We start from the raw sequence: 15,491 nt of genomic DNA, 5'->3' as shown, positions 1-15,491 counted from the left end.
CTCTGATTTATCCAATAAAATTGAAAAGGATGGAAAAAAGGTTGCATTTATGATATAATTTATTTTAAAGACCTTATTAGAAATCTTGAAAGAGTATTAAAAACTTAGAATGAGAAAAATTGTTATCAATGGTGGATTACCACTACAAGGTGAAATCACTATTAGTGGTGCTAAAAATAGTGTTGTGGCCTTAATTCCGGCTATTATCTTGGCTGATGATGTGGTGACTTTGGATTGTGTTCCAGATATTTCGGATGTAGCAAGTCTTGTCGAAATCATGGAATTGATGGGAGCTACTGTTAAACGTTATGACGATGTCTTGGAGATTGATCCAAGAGGTGTTCAAAATATTCCAATGCCTTATGGTAAAATTAACAGTCTTCGTGCATCTTACTATTTTTATGGGAGCCTCTTAGGCCGTTTTGGTGAAGCGACAGTTGGTTTACCGGGAGGATGTGATCTTGGTCCTCGTCCGATTGACTTACACCTTAAGGCGTTTGAAGCTATGGGTGCCACTGTTAGCTACGAGGGAGATAACATGAAGTTATCTGCTAAAGATACAGGACTCCATGGCGCAAGTATTTACATGGATACGGTTAGTGTAGGGGCAACGATCAATACGATGATTGCTGCGGTTAAAGCGAATGGTCGTACTATTATTGAAAATGCAGCCCGTGAACCTGAGATTATTGATGTAGCTACCCTCTTGAATAATATGGGTGCCCATATCCGTGGGGCAGGAACTAATATCATCATTATTGATGGTGTTGAAAGATTACATGGAACCCGTCATCAGGTGATTCCAGATCGTATTGAAGCTGGAACATATATTTCTTTAGCTGCTGCAGTTGGTAAAGGAATTCGTATCAATAATGTTCTTTACGAACACCTAGAAGGATTTATTGCTAAGTTGGAAGAAATGGGAGTGAGAATGACTGTATCTGAAGACAGCATTTTTGTCGAAGAGCAGTCTAATTTGAAAGCAATCAATATTAAGACAGCTCCTTACCCAGGCTTTGCAACTGATTTGCAACAACCGCTTACCCCTCTTTTACTAACAGCTAATGGTCGTGGTACAATTGTCGATACGATTTACGAAAAACGTGTAAATCATGTTTTTGAACTAGCAAAGATGGATGCGGACATTTCGACAACAAATGGTCATATTTTGTACACGGGTGGACGTAATTTGCGTGGGGCAAGTGTTAAAGCGACTGACTTAAGAGCTGGTGCAGCTTTGGTTATTGCTGGTTTGATGGCCGAGGGACAAACTGAAATTACCAATATCGAGTTTATCTTACGTGGTTATTCTGATATTATCGAAAAATTACGTAATCTAGGAGCGGATATTACACTTGTTGAGGATTAAACCGTAGAGGTGTTTATGAATATTTGGACCAAATTAGCAATGTTTTCTTTTTTTGAAACGGATCGCTTGTATTTGCGTCCTTTCTTTTTTAGTGATAGTCATGACTTCCATGAGATAGCTTCGAATCCAGAAAATCTTCAATTTATTTTCCCGACTCAGGCAAGTCTGGAAGAGAGCCAATATGCGTTGGCCAATTACTTTATGAAGTCCCCTTTGGGAGTATGGGCTATTTGTGACAAGAAAACTGAAAAAATGATTGGTTCTGTTAAGTTTGAAAAGTTAGATGAAATCAAAAAAGAAGCAGAACTTGGCTATTTTTTGAGAAAAGATGCTTGGTCGCAAGGATTTATGACAGAGGTTGTTAGAAAAATTTGTCAACTTTCTTTTGAAGAATTTGGCTTAAAACAATTATCCATCATTACCCACCTTGAAAATGAAGCTAGTCAACGGGTTGCCCTTAAGTCTGGATTTCGATTGATTCGTCAGTTTAAAGGAAGTGATCGCTATACAAGGAAAATGCGAGATTATCTTGAGTTTCGCTTTGTAAAGGGAGAAGTTAATGAGTAAACACCAAGAAATTCTAAGCTATTTGGAAGAATTACCCGTTGGTAAAAGGGTCAGTGTTCGTAGTATTTCAAATCATCTGGGAGTCAGTGATGGAACTGCCTATCGCGCTATCAAGGAAGCTGAAAATCGTGGAATTGTGGAGACTCGACCAAGAAGTGGTACTATCCGCGTTAAATCACAGAAAGTTGCTATCGAAAGATTAACTTTTGCTGAAATTGCAGAAGTGACTTCTTCTGAGGTTCTGGCTGGGCAAGAAGGTTTAGAAAGAGAATTTAGTAAGTTCTCAATCGGTGCTATGACTGAACAAAATATCTTGTCTTACCTTCATGATGGGGGACTCTTGATTGTCGGAGACCGGACTCGTATTCAATTATTAGCGCTTGAAAATGAAAATGCAGTCTTGGTTACAGGTGGTTTTCATGTTCATGATGATGTTCTTAAACTGGCCAATCAAAAAGGAATTCCAGTTCTAAGAAGCAAGCATGACACTTTCACCGTCGCGACTATGATCAATAAAGCCTTGTCAAATGTCCAAATCAAGACTGATATTTTGACAGTTGAGAAACTTTATCGTCCAAGTCATGAATATGGTTTTCTGAGAGAGACTGACACAGTCAAAGATTATTTGGACTTAGTTCGTAAGAATCGTAGCAGTCGTTTCCCTGTTATCAATCAACATCAGGTCGTTGTTGGGGTTGTTACTATGAGAGATGCGGGTGATAAGTCACCAAGTACCACAATTGATAAAGTCATGTCTCGTAGTCTATTTTTAGTTGGATTATCAACAAATATTGCCAATGTGAGTCAACGGATGATCGCAGAAGACTTTGAAATGGTACCGGTTGTTCGGAATAATCAAACCTTGCTTGGAGTTGTGACACGACGGGATGTCATGGAGAAGATGAGTCGTTCCCAAGTTTCGGCTCTACCGACTTTTTCTGAGCAGATTGGTCAAAAACTTTCTTATCACCATGATGAAGTAGTCATTACAGTGGAACCCTTTATGCTAGAGAAAAATGGTGTTTTGGCTAATGGTGTATTGGCAGAAATTTTGACCCATATGACTCAAGATTTAGTTGTGAATAGTGGTCGCAATCTCATTATCGAGCAGATGCTAATCTACTTTTTGCAGGCTGTGCAGATAGATGATATATTGCGCATTCAAGCACGCATCATCCACCATACGAGACGGTCAGCTATTATTGATTACGATATTTATCATGGTCACCAGATTGTTTCAAAGGCAAATGTGACCGTTAAAATTAATTAGAAACTAGGAGAAAAAATGATAACATTAAAATCAGCTCGTGAAATCGAAGCTATGGACAAGGCTGGTGATTTTCTAGCAAGTATTCATATAGGCTTACGTGATTTGATTAAGCCTGGCGTAGATATGTGGGAAGTTGAAGAGTATGTCCGCCGTCGTTGCAAGGAAGAAAATTTCCTTCCGCTTCAGATTGGGGTTGATGGTGCCATGATGGACTATCCTTATGCTACCTGCTGCTCTCTTAATGATGAAGTGGCTCACGCTTTCCCTCGTCACTATACCTTGAAAGATGGTGATTTGCTCAAGGTTGACATGGTTTTGGGAGGTCCCATTGCTAAATCTGACCTAAATGTCTCAAAATTAAACTTCAACAATGTTGAGCAAATGAAAAAATACACCCAGAGTTACTCTGGTGGTCTTGCAGACTCTTGTTGGGCTTATGCTGTTGGTACACCGTCCGAAGAAGTCAAAAACTTGATGGATGTAACCAAAGAAGCCATGTACAAGGGTATTGAGCAAGCTGTTGTTGGAAATCGTATCGGTGATATTGGTGCAGCCATTCAAGAATACGCTGAAAGTCGTGGTTACGGTGTAGTGCGTGATTTGGTTGGTCATGGTGTTGGTCCAACCATGCACGAAGAACCAATGGTTCCTAACTATGGTATTGCAGGTCGAGGACTCCGTCTTCGTGAAGGAATGGTCTTAACTATTGAACCGATGATCAATACAGGTGACTGGGAAATTGATACAGATATGAAGACTGGTTGGGCCCATAAGACCATTGACGGTGGATTGTCATGTCAGTATGAACACCAATTTGTCATTACGAAAGATGGACCTGTTATCTTGACTAGCCAAGGTGAAGAAGGAACTTATTAATAAAAAGTGAAAAGACTACTGGAAGTTTATTTTGATAAAAAATCCAGTAGATCTTTTTATAATAAAACGCATTGTATCAAGTGTTAGAGGCTGATATCATGCGTTTTTCTGATTTTAAGATTTTTTCAACTCTGTTTGTAACCACATCATAACAGAGGATCTAGGATTCAGGGCTCTCCTCCTATATACTATTAGTAAAGCAAAACTAGGGGAGAATATTTTAGTGTCGCAATCTATTGTTTCTGTAGAGGTTACACAATATTATCGTTTTGATTCTAAAAAGAGAAATGGAATTCTGTTTAACGTTCGTATTGCCAATCTTAAATTTACTTTTTTATATTGAGGTATTGGAGCTAGTTCATGAAAAAATTGAGTGAAAGAATCGAGTGTTTTAGAAACCCACAGTGTAGTATTCTAGTTTCAATCCACTGGTAAATTCCCAAACTAAGTTCCACTGCTAATCCAAGTGGAAGTTAGTCTGATAAAAATCCTAAAAACCAGTGGAAATCCGTGTCAAGGTAAGTTCCACTGGTTTTACTCATGCTTGATTTCATCGCTTTTGTAACCAAAATGAATCGAAAAAAAGAGCGCACAAAATCCCCTCATCTGAAAGCGTTTCAGATTAAGTTCCGCTATGGTGGAAGTTAGTGTGAGACGTTTAAATGGGGTTAAAGGTTAGTTTTTAGATTTTATGTTGGAGTAATTTAGAAGACTGGCAGACGTCTTCTGCAGGTATTTTAGAAATGCCGAGAAGCTTAGGAATCTCTTCTCCATAGGTAAAGGCAAAGAGTTCATAAGCTGACTTTCCATTTAAAGCAGCGCGTTTGACGCTGTTGACATGAGAACAAACGAGATTGATGTCCTCTTGAGTTAAGTTGTCAAAAGAAGTTCCTTTAGGTAGAATGTCGCGAATCAGCGTGTGATTTTTCTCAATTCTGCCTTTCTGGTCAGAGCGATTAGGGTCACAAAAGAAGAGTTTACTCTCTCCTCGCACATCCATTTCGATATCATCGACCCTGGCAAACTCTCCACCATTATCGGTGAGAATGACAGGGAAGAGTTGGAAGAAATCTTTGTCAGCTTGGTGAAGAGTGTTCTTGATGTCATAGAGGTGTTTGGTAACCTCAAGGGCAGTTTTATTATCCAGAAGTCTAGCGAAGATAAAGTTACAGAAAGAGAGATTGAAGGTGAGTAGGAGTTTACCTCCCATCCTGCCCATAACTGTATCCATTTCCAGCCAAGAGTCTAGTTGATTCAGTGCTAAATAGTTTTGGAAATCCTCATAGGAGCGGCCTTTTTTAGCTTCTTTAGGGATGGAAGGTAGCTTACTTTTCCTTCTTTCTTTGAATTTAACGGCTCTGGCTAGGTCAATCGGAGCTATAGACAGGTACCCTTTTCGGATGTGCCGATAGACAGTTGAGGAGCTGACATCAAGGTTGTGAGTTTTGAGGATATGATAGATGTGTTGCCCCTTTTTAACCCCATCAGAGATGACTTTGTCCATGTCCCAGAAGGTCTTGGAATTGAGGGGAGTTCCTTCACGAGCTTCTACAAGAGTTTGTTCGTATTGTTTTTGAGCTTGTTTAGCGAGGTAGAAGATCTTCTTATAGCCACAATTCTGTCTTCTTTTAGGGCAACCATTACAGACAAAGGGAGCTTTGTCGAGTAGAGGGCAAGGAAGGTTGTTAGAGGTAGAGTCTCTAATTTGTTTATTTCGTTTGACTTCTTTAGAAACAGTGGTTGGGTCTTTTAGAATAAGTTGCCCGATAGCTTTGAAGGTTTCGCCGCGCTCTAAGCCTAATTGGATATCATTACGGTCTGAAAGGGTAAGATGTTTATGTTTTGTCATAGTAGACCTCATTTCTAACTCAAACGTCTCACACTTAATTCCACCATAAAAATCCGTTTTAGACTAATTTCCACTTTGGTCAGGCAAGTGGAAGTTACTTTGAGAAGTTAGCGTTTCAATCCACTATATTTTGCTACTCCCCGTAAAGTTTCTATTTTCCCTGATTTCTGATATAATAGAAATATTGACTTCAAGAGTAAGGAAGAGAAGATGAACGCATTATTAAATGGAATGAATGACCGTCAGGCTGAGGCGGTGCAAACGACAGAAGGTCCCTTGTTGATCATGGCGGGGGCTGGTTCTGGAAAGACCCGAGTTTTGACCCACCGTATCGCTTATTTGATTGATGAAAAGCTGGTCAATCCTTGGAATATCTTGGCTATTACCTTTACCAACAAGGCTGCGCGTGAGATGAAGGAGCGTGCTTATAGCCTCAATCCAGCCACTCAGGACTGTCTGATTGCTACCTTCCACTCCATGTGTGTTCGTATTTTGCGTCGGGATGCGGACCATATTGGCTACAACCGCAATTTCACTATTGTAGATCCTGGTGAACAGCGAACGCTCATGAAACGCATTCTCAGGCAGTTGAACTTGGATCCGAAAAAATGGAATGAACGGAGCATCTTAGGAACTATTTCCAATGCTAAGAATGATTTGATTGATGATGTGGCTTATGCAGCTCAAGCTGGAGATATGTACACGCAAATCGTGTCCCAATGTTACACGGCTTACCAAAAAGAACTGCGTCAGTCGGAGTCGGTTGACTTTGATGATTTGATTATGCTGACCCTGCGTCTCTTTGATCAAAATCCTGATGTTTTGACTTATTACCAGCAGAAGTTTCAATACATCCACGTTGATGAGTACCAAGATACTAACCATGCCCAGTACCAATTGGTCAAACTCTTGGCTTCACGCTTTAAAAATATTTGTGTGGTTGGGGATGCGGACCAGTCTATCTACGGTTGGCGTGGTGCTGATATGCAGAATATTTTGGATTTTGAAAAGGATTATCCCCAAGCCAAGGTTGTTTTGTTGGAGGAGAATTATCGCTCAACTAAAACTATTCTCCAAGCGGCCAACGAGGTCATTAAAAACAATAAAAACCGCCGTCCTAAGAATCTCTGGACTCAAAACGCTGATGGAGAACAAATCGTTTACTATCGTGCCAATGATGAGCTAGATGAGGCTGTATTTGTGGCTAAAACTATTGATGAACTTGGTCGCAGTCAAAACTTCCTTCACAAGGATTTTGCAGTTCTCTATCGTACAAATGCGCAGTCCCGTACTATTGAGGAAGCCTTGCTCAAGTCAAACATTCCTTATACCATGGTTGGAGGGACCAAGTTCTACAGCCGTAAGGAAATTCGCGATATTATCGCTTACCTCAACCTCATTGCTAATTTGAGTGACAATATCAGTTTTGAGCGTATTATCAACGAGCCTAAACGTGGAATTGGGCCAGGTACAGTTGAGAAAATCCGTGACTTTGCGAATATGCAAGACATGTCCATGCTAGATGCTTCAGCAAACATCATGTTGTCTGGCATCAAAGGAAAAGCAGCTCAGTCTATCTGGGATTTTGCAAATATGATTCTGGATTTACGAGAGCAGCTAGACCGCTTAACTATTACAGAGTTGGTTGAGGCTATTCTAGAAAAAACAGGTTACATTGATATTCTTAATGCTCAAGCGACCTTAGAAAGCAAGGCTAGGGTTGAAAATATCGAAGAGTTCCTTTCTGTAACGAAAAACTTTGATGACACCTCTGATGGGCCAGAAGAGGAAACTGGTTTGGACAAGTTGAGTCGTTTCTTAAATGACTTGGCTTTGATTGCAGACACAGATTCAGGTAGTCAGGAGACATCAGAAGTGACCCTGATGACCCTACACGCTGCCAAAGGTCTCGAGTTTCCAGTTGTCTTTTTGATTGGGATGGAAGAAAATGTCTTTCCACTTAGTCGTGCGGCTGAAGATCAAGATGAATTAGAAGAAGAACGCCGTCTGGCCTACGTAGGAATTACGCGTGCAGAGAAAATCCTCTATCTGACAAATGCCAACTCACGCCTGCTTTTTGGTCGTACCAACTACAACCGTCCGACTCGTTTTATTAACGAAATCAGTTCAGACTTGCTTGAGTATCAAGGATTGGCGCGTCCAGCAAATTCAAGCTTTAAAGCATCTTATAGCAGTGGTGGACTTGCCTTCGGTCAAGGAATGAGTTTGGCTCAGGCTCTTCAAGACCGTAAACGCAGTTCGGCCCCAAAAACTATCCAGTCAAGCGGTCTCCCATTTGGTCAATTTACAGCTGGAGCAAAACCAGCGTCTAGTGAAGCAAATTGGTCCATTGGTGACATTGCTCTCCACAAGAAATGGGGAGAGGGAACTGTTCTGGAAGTTTCAGGTAGTGGTGCTACGCAGGAGTTGAAAATCAATTTCCCAGAGGTTGGCCTGAAAAAACTTTTAGCTAGTGTAGCCCCAATTGAGAAAAAAATCTAACTTTTCATCCTTCTCACGAATAATAAAGTGAGGAGGATTTTTATGTACAGTATTTCATTCCAAGAAGATTCACTATTGCCAAGAGAAAGACTGGCCAAGGAAGGAGTGGAAGCGCTCAGTAATCAAGAGTTGCTAGCTATTTTACTTAGGACTGGAACACGTCAAGCCAGCGTTTTTGAAATTGCCCAGAAAGTCTTGAGCAATCTTTCAAGTCTAACGGATTTAAAAAAAATGACCCTGCAGGAATTGCAGAGTCTGTCAGGTATTGGACGTGTTAAGGCCGTAGAATTACAAGCTATGATTGAACTGGGCCGTCGTATTCACAAGCACGAAACCCTTGAGATGGAAAGTATTCTCAGCAGCCAAAAGTTGGCCAAGAAGATGCAACAGGAATTAGGGGACAAAAAACAAGAGCACCTGGTGGCGCTCTATCTCAATACTCAAAATCAAATCATCCATCAACAGACCATTTTTATCGGTTCTGCAACTCGCAGTATAGCTGAACCTAGGGAGATTCTTCATTATGCTATTAAGCATATGGCGACTTCTCTCATCTTGGTTCATAATCATCCCTCAGGAGCGGTAGCCCCTAGCCGAAATGATGATCATGTCACTAAACTTGTTAAAGAAGCCTGCGATCTGATGGGAATTGTCCTCTTGGACCATTTGATTGTCTCACAATCTAGTTACTTTAGTTACCGTGAAAAGACGGATTTAATCTAAAGTTCATTAACGATATAGTCAAAGAGGTTTTTATCTTTGGGACGATTTTCAAAAAGAAACTCTGGATGCCATTGGACACCGAGAAAGGCAACATCATCCGTACTCATGACAGCTTCAATGATACCATCTTTAGGATCATGAGCCGCAATCTTTAAATTTGGTGCTAAATCCTTGATGCTCTGATGGTGGAAGGAGTTGATATGGGAAATTTCTCCATAGATTTCTCGAAGAACTGTATCAGGCTCTGTCACCAAGCGTTGAGTTGTGTACTCGGCAGAACAATCTTGCCAGTGGTCTTCAATATCTTGATACAAAGTTCCACCCATGGCAACGTTAAAGAGTTGAGTCCCGCGACAGACAGAGAAAATAGGCTTTTTCTGGTTAATAGCTTCCTTGATGAGGGCTAGTTCGAAGATATCTCTTTGAAGGTGGTAGTCATCGCTATCAATGGTTTTTGGTTCACCATAGAATTTTGGATCAACATTTTGCCCACCTGTCAAGATGAGCTTGTCAATCATACTGATATAGTGGCAGGCCATTTCTTGATTACCAATCGGTAGGATGATGGGAATCCCTCCAGCGTCTTTAACGCTTTCAACAAATCCTTTTGCTGCGTAGCTCATCATGATGTCATCATCTGGATGGTTTTTTTCATTTCCTGTAATCCCTATAACTGGTTTTTTCATAAAATGATTTTCGCTTTCTAATCCTCTTTTCGCATGAAGTAGAGGAGGGTTTGGAGTTCACTTGTCAAATCGACATACTGAACGACCACGTCTTTGGGTAAATGCAGATGGACTGGTGAAAAACTGAGAATTCCTTTCACGCCAGCATCCACCAAGAGATTAGCAACCTCTTGCGACTTGACGCTGGGAACTGTCAGGATAGCAGTTTTGACATCAGCATCCTTGATTTTATCCTTGATTTGAGAAATTCCGTAAATGGGAATTCCATCAGGAGTTTGGCTACCGACTTCAGGATGGTCATCAAGGTCAAAGGCCATGATAATCTTCATCTTGTTACGCTCATGGAAGCGGTAGTGGAGAAGGGCATGGCCCATATTTCCAATACCAACCAGCATGACATTGGTAATAGAGTTATCATTGAGCAAATCGGCAAAAAATGTCATCAGTTTTTTGACATCATAGCCAAAACCACGACGACCTAGTTCACCAAAATAGGAAAAATCACGACGAACTGTCGCTGAATCAATACCGATGGCCTCTGCAATTTGTTTAGAGTTGGCACGTTCAATCTTTTCTGCATGAAATCTCTTAAAAATTCGATAGTAGAGGGAGAGTCTTTTTGCTGTAGCTTTTGGAATAGCGGACTGTTTATCTTTCACAAAATCACAACCTTTCTATTCTTCTATTTTATAGAAACATTGTGAAAAAATCAACAAAAACAAGAAAAAACTAAGAAAAATCTTAGTTGGTAACTTCTCAAAGTAACTTCCACTTGCCTGACCAAAGTGGAAATTAGTCTAAAACGGATTTTTATGGTGGAATTAAGTGTGAGACGTTTGAGTTAGAAATGAGGTCTACTATGACAAAACATAAACATCTTACCCTTTCAGACCGTAATGATATCCAATTAGGCTTAGAGCGCGGCGAAACCTTCAAAGCTATCGGGCAACTTATTCTAAAAGACCCAACCACTGTTTCTAAAGAAGTCAAACGAAATAAACAAATTAGAGACTCTACCTCTAACAACCTTCCTTGCCCTCTACTCGACAAAGCTCCCTTTGTCTGTAATGGTTGCCCTAAAAGAAGACAGAATTGTGGCTATAAGAAGATCTTCTACCTCGCTAAACAAGCTCAAAAACAATACGAACAAACTCTTGTAGAAGCTCGTGAAGGAACTCCCCTCAATTCCAAGACCTTCTGGGACATGGACAAAGTCATCTCTGATGGGGTTAAAAAGGGGCAACACATCTATCATATCCTCAAAACTCACAACCTTGATGTCAGCTCCTCAACTGTCTATCGGCACATCCGAAAAGGGTACCTGTCTATAGCTCCGATTGACCTAGCCAGAGCCGTTAAATTCAAAGAAAGAAGGAAAAGTAAGCTACCTTCCATCCCTAAAGAAGCTAAAAAAGGCCGCTCCTATGAGGATTTCCAAAACTATTTAGCACTGAATCAACTAGACTCTTGGCTGGAAATGGATACAGTTATGGGCAGGATGGGAGGTAAACTCCTACTCACCTTCAATCTCTCTTTCTGTAACTTTATCTTCGCTAGACTTCTGGATAATAAAACTGCCCTTGAGGTTACCAAACACCTCTATGACATCAAGAACACTCTTCACCAAGCTGACAAAGATTTCTTCCAACTCTTCCCTGTCATTCTCACCGATAATGGTGGAGAGTTTGCCAGGGTCGATGATATCGAAATGGATGTGCGAGGAGAGAGTAAACTCTTCTTTTGTGACACTAATCGCTCTGACCAGAAAGGCAGAATTGAGAAAAATCACACGCTGATTCGCGACATTCTACCTAAAGGAACTTCTTTTGACAACTTAACTCAAGAGGACATCAATCTCGTTTGTTCTCATGTCAACAGCGTCAAACGCGCTGCTTTAAATGGAAAGTCAGCTTATGAACTCTTTACCTTTACCTATGGAGAAGAGATTCCTAAGCTTCTCGGCATTTCTAAAATACCTGCAGAAGACGTCTGCCAGTCTTCTAAATTACTCCAACATAAAATCTAAAAACTAACCTTTAACCCCATTTAAACGTCTCACACTAACTTCCACCATAGCGGAACTTAATCTGAAACGCTTTCAGATGAGGGGATTTTGTGCGCTCTTTTTTTCGATTCATTTTGGCTACAAAAGCGATGAAATCAAGTATGATTAAAACCAGTGGAACTTACCCTGACACGGATTTGCACTGGTTTTTACAATTTTTATCAGACTAACTTCCACTTGGATTAACGGTGGAACTTAGTTTGGGAATTTACCGAAAAATCTTAGTTTTGATGTAAAAAATCTGCATGTGATAGAAAACGGTAGAGGTCTCCGATCAGACCCTGGTAAACTTTCTGGCCCTTAAAAGTCAGAGAAGTCACATAAAGTGTATCTGGTAGGGTCACACAGCCTGACAAAGCCAGCATGAGTTCCTCATAATCTTCGTACTTGAGAGTCCGCTCTACATGATAGCTGTCTTTATAGGTCAGTTCAAACATATGGGACCTATCTTTCAGATTTTGTAAAGACACCACGTTCTACTAAGCTATCCATGAGGAAGTAGAATTTTTCCTGATGAATGTGGTGGTCTTCTGATTTGAAAATATCAACTAGGCGTAGCCCAAACTTGTCAGTGATATTGATTTTAGCACCTGTAAGTTCCTTGTTAATGATGATTTTGAGTTGGAAGCCTTCACCGCTGTTCGGAACTTTTTCCAAAAGGCGAGTCAATTCATAGTTACCAACGTTTGTTTCAAAAAAAGTGTTGTCCTTGAGGGTAAATTTTTTAACAGAAGGGCTAAGAGTGTAGTCGTAACGACAATTTTTTAACTGAATGGTTTTTTCAAATGCCATATGGCTAACCTCCGATAATTTCTTTTAAGGTTTTTGCGAGGGTATGTAGGTCTTCAACAGTATTTTGTGGCGACAAACTGATACGAACGGATTCCTTCAAGCGTTCTGAATTTGCCCCGTACATGGCTTCAAGAACATGGCTGGATTGTACAATGCCCGCAGTGCAGGCTGAGCCAGTAGAGATTGAAATTCCAGCCAAATCCAGACGAAGGAGTAAGAGGTCATTTTTCTGGCCAGGAAATCCAATATTGAGAACATAAGGGAGATGGTGTTCGCCTCTATTCAGGTAATACTGAACTCCCTCTAGCTCTGCCAGAAAGGCAGTTTCTAAATTTTGTACATGTTGAAAATGTTCTTCTTGTTTTTCTAGGTCTTCTTTTAGAGCTGCAAGCATGCCTACGATGGCAGCCAGATTTTCAGTCCCTGCACGTTTTTTCTGTTCTTGGTCTCCGCCATGGAGATAGGAATCAAAGTCCATGCTTGATGCGTAGAGAAAACCAATTCCCTTAGGACCATGGAACTTGTGGGCAGAAGCAGTGAGAAAATCAATGCCCAATTCTTCTGGGTGTATAGGGATTTTACCAATAGCCTGAACTGCATCGACATGATAGGCGGCTGGGTGTTGCTTGAGTATTTGGCCAATTTCAGCAATGGGCAGTAGGTTTCCAGTCTCATTATTGGCAAACATGGTAGAAACCAAAATCGTATCGTCACGTAAGGCCTCTTGAATTTGCTGGGCGGTGATTTCTTGATTTTCTGGCTGGATAATGGTTGCTTCAAACCCAAAGTGTTGAACCAAGTAATCAATTGTTTCAAGGACAGCATGGTGCTCAATAGCAGTTGTGATAATATGTTTTCCTTGTTCTTGGTGACGAAGGCAGTAGCCAATGATGGCAGTATTGTTTCCTTCAGTCCCACCAGAAGTGAAAAAGATATGTTGAGGTTTTGTCCTCAGTAACTGAGCTAGTTCCTGACGGGCTTCTCGCAAGAGTTTGCCAGCTTGACGACCATGCCCATGAATACTAGAAGGATTTCCATGGGTTTCTTGCATCACCTTGGTCATAGCTGAAATAGCAACTGCTGACATAGGAGTCGTCGCAGCATTGTCCAAATAAATCAAAGAATCACCTTATTTCTTTTTGTTGTAAGCAAAGAGTGGGCTGACTGGTTTTCTTTCGTGGATACGGACGATGGCATCACCAATTAACTCACTAGCAGTGATGTAGCATACGTTTTTAGGAGTTTTTTCTTTTGTTGCTACTGAATCAGTCACAAGAATTTCGTTAATCTTAGTATTGTCAAGAAGTTCAGCAGCACCTTCAACGAAGAGACCGTGGCTAGAAACAGCATAAATTTCTGTAGCCCCTTCACGTTCAACGATTTTAGCAGCTTCAGAGAAGGTACGTCCTGTATTAAGAATATCGTCAATCAAGATGGCTTTCTTACCTTCAACATCACCAATAATATAACCTTCGTTACGAGTTGCATCGTCTTGAGGGTAGTCGATAATGGCGATAGGAGCATCAAGATACTCAGCCAAGCTACGAGCACGTTTCACACCTGAATTTTTAGGGCTAACAACAACAATATCTGAGCCAAGGAGGCCCTTATCGCAGTAATGTTTTGCGAATAGGGGAACAGTGAAAAGATTATCCACTGGAATATCAAAGAAACCTTGAACTTGAACGGCATGCAAATCAAGAGTCAGGATACGATCAACCCCAGCCTTAACCAGCATATTGGCAACTAGTTTCGCTGTAAGTGGTTCACGTGGTGAAGCAATGCGGTCTTGACGTGCATAGCCGAAATATGGAAGGACAACGTTGATACTGTGGGCACTTGCACGAACACAAGCATCAACCATGATCAACAATTCCATTAGGTGGTTGTTGACAGGGAAACTTGTTGATTGGATGATGTAAACATCATAGCCACGGACACTTTCTTCGATATTTACTTGGATTTCTCCGTCTGAAAATTGACGTGATGATAGTTTTCCAAGTGGGACACCAACAGCTTGAGCAATTTTCTGTGCAATCTCTTGGTTAGAGTTGAGTGCGAAAAGTTTCATGTTTTTTCTATCTGACATTATAGACCGTCCTCTGTAAACTTTTTAAATCCTAGTGATATTTGCCTTACATATATGAACTGGGATTCGTGTATTTTTATCTTTTCTATTTTACCAAAAAATGGAGATTATTTCAGCTATTTTTCATGCTTTTGACAAATCGAACCAATTTTGAAGGAGCTTTTTGATAAGAAATCTGATTTTCCTCTAAAAATTGCTGGAAATCCTGTTTCCCTTGCTCGTGATTTTCCACTTCAAGCTCCAATTCGTAATCTGTCATATCAAAGTACTGACTTTCATCCAGTGCCATGAGGCCAATAGCTGTCTTCATTTCATAGCGAAGTGTTGTGAGACAACCAAGAACCTGCCATTCACTAGTTTGGATACCATGTTTAGCTAATTCATCAAGAACCAGCCCCTGAGGAAGTTCTTTCTTGATCAGATAGTTTTCAGCATCTTTTAGTTGCAATTTTTGATTGTATTCCATGTTTCCGACACTTTGTGGGACTTTGAGTGTCAACTCAGCCCAGTCTTCAAAGGTTCGAATGCGCATAGCGACTTTCTTTTCTCGCAGTTCAAAATCAGGCGTGTCGATGTAGTAATTTTTTTGAAGAACAGGAGTGACACCTGTGAACTGGTCTTTTAGACGGTTATATTCATCTTTTTTCAAGAGTGTTTTCAATTCAATTTCTAAATGTTTCATTTTTCTTACCTTTTCTTTATC

General features: G+C 40.6%; 15 protein-coding genes. 7 read left to right on the top strand and 8 right to left on the bottom strand.

Going from position 1 to position 15,491, the window contains the following annotated elements:
- Positions 1–109: 109 nt before the first annotated feature.
- From HWX15_RS00630 to HWX15_RS00615, 4 genes are read left to right on the top strand one after another with little or no spacing between them, the layout of a single operon-like run.
- A complete protein-coding gene (locus HWX15_RS00630; RefSeq protein ID WP_175879955.1) occupies positions 110–1,369 on the top strand; it encodes a UDP-N-acetylglucosamine 1-carboxyvinyltransferase in 1,260 nt (419 codons plus the stop codon).
- Between the two features lie 15 nt (positions 1,370–1,384).
- Positions 1,385–1,936 carry a GNAT family N-acetyltransferase gene (locus tag HWX15_RS00625; RefSeq protein WP_173254326.1) on the top strand — a complete coding sequence of 184 codons (552 nt, stop codon included), beginning with the start codon at positions 1,385–1,387 and terminating at the stop codon, positions 1,934–1,936.
- Positions 1,929–3,206 carry a CBS-HotDog domain-containing transcription factor SpxR gene (gene spxR / locus HWX15_RS00620; protein ID WP_000033820.1) on the top strand — a complete coding sequence of 426 codons (1,278 nt, stop codon included), beginning with the start codon at positions 1,929–1,931 and terminating at the stop codon, positions 3,204–3,206. Before HWX15_RS00625 ends, spxR begins: the two co-directional genes overlap by 8 nt.
- Before the next feature lie 15 nt (positions 3,207–3,221).
- Positions 3,222–4,082, top strand: coding sequence for a methionyl aminopeptidase (locus HWX15_RS00615; protein ID WP_084953909.1), 861 nt, complete (start codon positions 3,222–3,224; stop codon positions 4,080–4,082).
- A gap of 682 nt (positions 4,083–4,764) precedes the next feature.
- Here HWX15_RS00615 and HWX15_RS00610 read toward each other — a convergent pair.
- The gene (locus HWX15_RS00610; RefSeq protein WP_175879954.1) at positions 4,765–5,931 is read right to left on the bottom strand and encodes an IS30 family transposase; all 1,167 of its coding nucleotides are present in this window, start codon (positions 5,929–5,931) and stop codon (positions 4,765–4,767) included.
- A 210-nt stretch (positions 5,932–6,141) separates the two neighbouring features.
- Here HWX15_RS00610 and pcrA point away from each other — a divergent pair, with 210 nt between their 5' ends.
- Both pcrA and radC read left to right on the top strand, forming a co-directional pair.
- Complete coding sequence (gene pcrA, locus HWX15_RS00605) at positions 6,142–8,433, top strand: DNA helicase PcrA (RefSeq protein WP_175879953.1); 2,292 nt, start codon at positions 6,142–6,144, stop codon at positions 8,431–8,433.
- 42 nt (positions 8,434–8,475) lie between these two features.
- Complete coding sequence (radC, locus tag HWX15_RS00600; protein ID WP_175879952.1) at positions 8,476–9,156, top strand: RadC family protein; 681 nt, start codon at positions 8,476–8,478, stop codon at positions 9,154–9,156.
- Here radC and HWX15_RS00595 read toward each other — a convergent pair.
- On the bottom strand, positions 9,153–9,842 hold the full coding sequence (locus tag HWX15_RS00595) for a gamma-glutamyl-gamma-aminobutyrate hydrolase family protein (RefSeq protein WP_175879951.1): 690 nt from the start codon (positions 9,840–9,842) through the stop codon (positions 9,153–9,155). The genes radC and HWX15_RS00595 overlap by 4 nt on opposite strands.
- A 17-nt stretch (positions 9,843–9,859) precedes the next feature.
- Positions 9,860–10,501 carry a redox-sensing transcriptional repressor Rex gene (locus HWX15_RS00590; RefSeq protein ID WP_000653414.1) on the bottom strand — a complete coding sequence of 214 codons (642 nt, stop codon included), beginning with the start codon at positions 10,499–10,501 and terminating at the stop codon, positions 9,860–9,862.
- A gap of 200 nt (positions 10,502–10,701) precedes the next feature.
- On the opposite strand from HWX15_RS00590, the gene HWX15_RS00585 reads away from it, so the two are divergent.
- Positions 10,702–11,868 (top strand): IS30 family transposase, encoded by a 1,167-nt coding sequence (locus tag HWX15_RS00585; RefSeq protein ID WP_175879950.1) that lies wholly within the window; start codon positions 10,702–10,704, stop codon positions 11,866–11,868.
- Between the two features lie 260 nt (positions 11,869–12,128).
- On the opposite strand, the gene HWX15_RS00580 is transcribed toward HWX15_RS00585, so the two are convergent.
- The 5 genes from HWX15_RS00580 to HWX15_RS00560 all read right to left on the bottom strand — a co-directional run bounded on the left by HWX15_RS00580 (position 12,129) and on the right by HWX15_RS00560 (position 15,470).
- On the bottom strand, positions 12,129–12,344 hold the full coding sequence (locus HWX15_RS00580; protein WP_175879949.1) for a DUF4649 family protein: 216 nt from the start codon (positions 12,342–12,344) through the stop codon (positions 12,129–12,131).
- A gap of 7 nt (positions 12,345–12,351) precedes the next feature.
- Positions 12,352–12,699 carry a DUF1831 domain-containing protein gene (locus HWX15_RS00575; RefSeq protein ID WP_175879948.1) on the bottom strand — a complete coding sequence of 116 codons (348 nt, stop codon included), beginning with the start codon at positions 12,697–12,699 and terminating at the stop codon, positions 12,352–12,354.
- Positions 12,700–12,703: 4 nt separating this feature from the next.
- Complete coding sequence (locus tag HWX15_RS00570) at positions 12,704–13,819, bottom strand: cysteine desulfurase family protein (protein ID WP_175879947.1); 1,116 nt, start codon at positions 13,817–13,819, stop codon at positions 12,704–12,706.
- 9 nt (positions 13,820–13,828) lie between these two features.
- Positions 13,829–14,788, bottom strand: coding sequence for a ribose-phosphate diphosphokinase (locus tag HWX15_RS00565; protein ID WP_175879946.1), 960 nt, complete (start codon positions 14,786–14,788; stop codon positions 13,829–13,831).
- A gap of 112 nt (positions 14,789–14,900) precedes the next feature.
- Entirely contained in the window at positions 14,901–15,470 is a 570-nt protein-coding gene (locus HWX15_RS00560) for a CYTH domain-containing protein (RefSeq protein WP_175879945.1), read from the bottom strand.
- Between the last annotated feature and the right edge of the window lie 21 nt (positions 15,471–15,491).

The sequence above is a fragment of the Streptococcus thalassemiae genome, from assembly GCF_903645285.1.
Classification (GTDB): domain Bacteria; phylum Bacillota; class Bacilli; order Lactobacillales; family Streptococcaceae; genus Streptococcus; species Streptococcus thalassemiae.
The sequence above is the reverse complement of the archived record's forward strand: the minus strand, read 5'-3'. Positions and strand labels throughout refer to the sequence as shown.

What these genes read in the sequence shown, in the direction of transcription:
- radC (WP_175879952.1), top strand. Translation starts at nt 8,476, where the DNA reads ATGTACAGTATTTCATTCCAAGAAGATTCACTATTGCCAAGAGAAAGA.
- HWX15_RS00610 (WP_175879954.1), bottom strand. Translation starts at nt 5,931, where the DNA reads ATGACAAAACATAAACATCTTACCCTTTCAGACCGTAATGATATCCAA.
- HWX15_RS00565 (WP_175879946.1), bottom strand. Translation starts at nt 14,788, where the DNA reads ATGTCAGATAGAAAAAACATGAAACTTTTCGCACTCAACTCTAACCAA.
- pcrA (WP_175879953.1), top strand. Translation starts at nt 6,142, where the DNA reads ATGAACGCATTATTAAATGGAATGAATGACCGTCAGGCTGAGGCGGTG.
- HWX15_RS00625 (WP_173254326.1), top strand. Translation starts at nt 1,385, where the DNA reads ATGAATATTTGGACCAAATTAGCAATGTTTTCTTTTTTTGAAACGGAT.
- HWX15_RS00585 (WP_175879950.1), top strand. Translation starts at nt 10,702, where the DNA reads ATGACAAAACATAAACATCTTACCCTTTCAGACCGTAATGATATCCAA.
- HWX15_RS00615 (WP_084953909.1), top strand. Translation starts at nt 3,222, where the DNA reads ATGATAACATTAAAATCAGCTCGTGAAATCGAAGCTATGGACAAGGCT.
- HWX15_RS00630 (WP_175879955.1), top strand. Translation starts at nt 110, where the DNA reads ATGAGAAAAATTGTTATCAATGGTGGATTACCACTACAAGGTGAAATC.
- HWX15_RS00560 (WP_175879945.1), bottom strand. Translation starts at nt 15,470, where the DNA reads ATGAAACATTTAGAAATTGAATTGAAAACACTCTTGAAAAAAGATGAA.
- HWX15_RS00580 (WP_175879949.1), bottom strand. Translation starts at nt 12,344, where the DNA reads ATGTTTGAACTGACCTATAAAGACAGCTATCATGTAGAGCGGACTCTC.
- spxR (WP_000033820.1), top strand. Translation starts at nt 1,929, where the DNA reads ATGAGTAAACACCAAGAAATTCTAAGCTATTTGGAAGAATTACCCGTT.
- HWX15_RS00575 (WP_175879948.1), bottom strand. Translation starts at nt 12,699, where the DNA reads ATGGCATTTGAAAAAACCATTCAGTTAAAAAATTGTCGTTACGACTAC.
- HWX15_RS00595 (WP_175879951.1), bottom strand. Translation starts at nt 9,842, where the DNA reads ATGAAAAAACCAGTTATAGGGATTACAGGAAATGAAAAAAACCATCCA.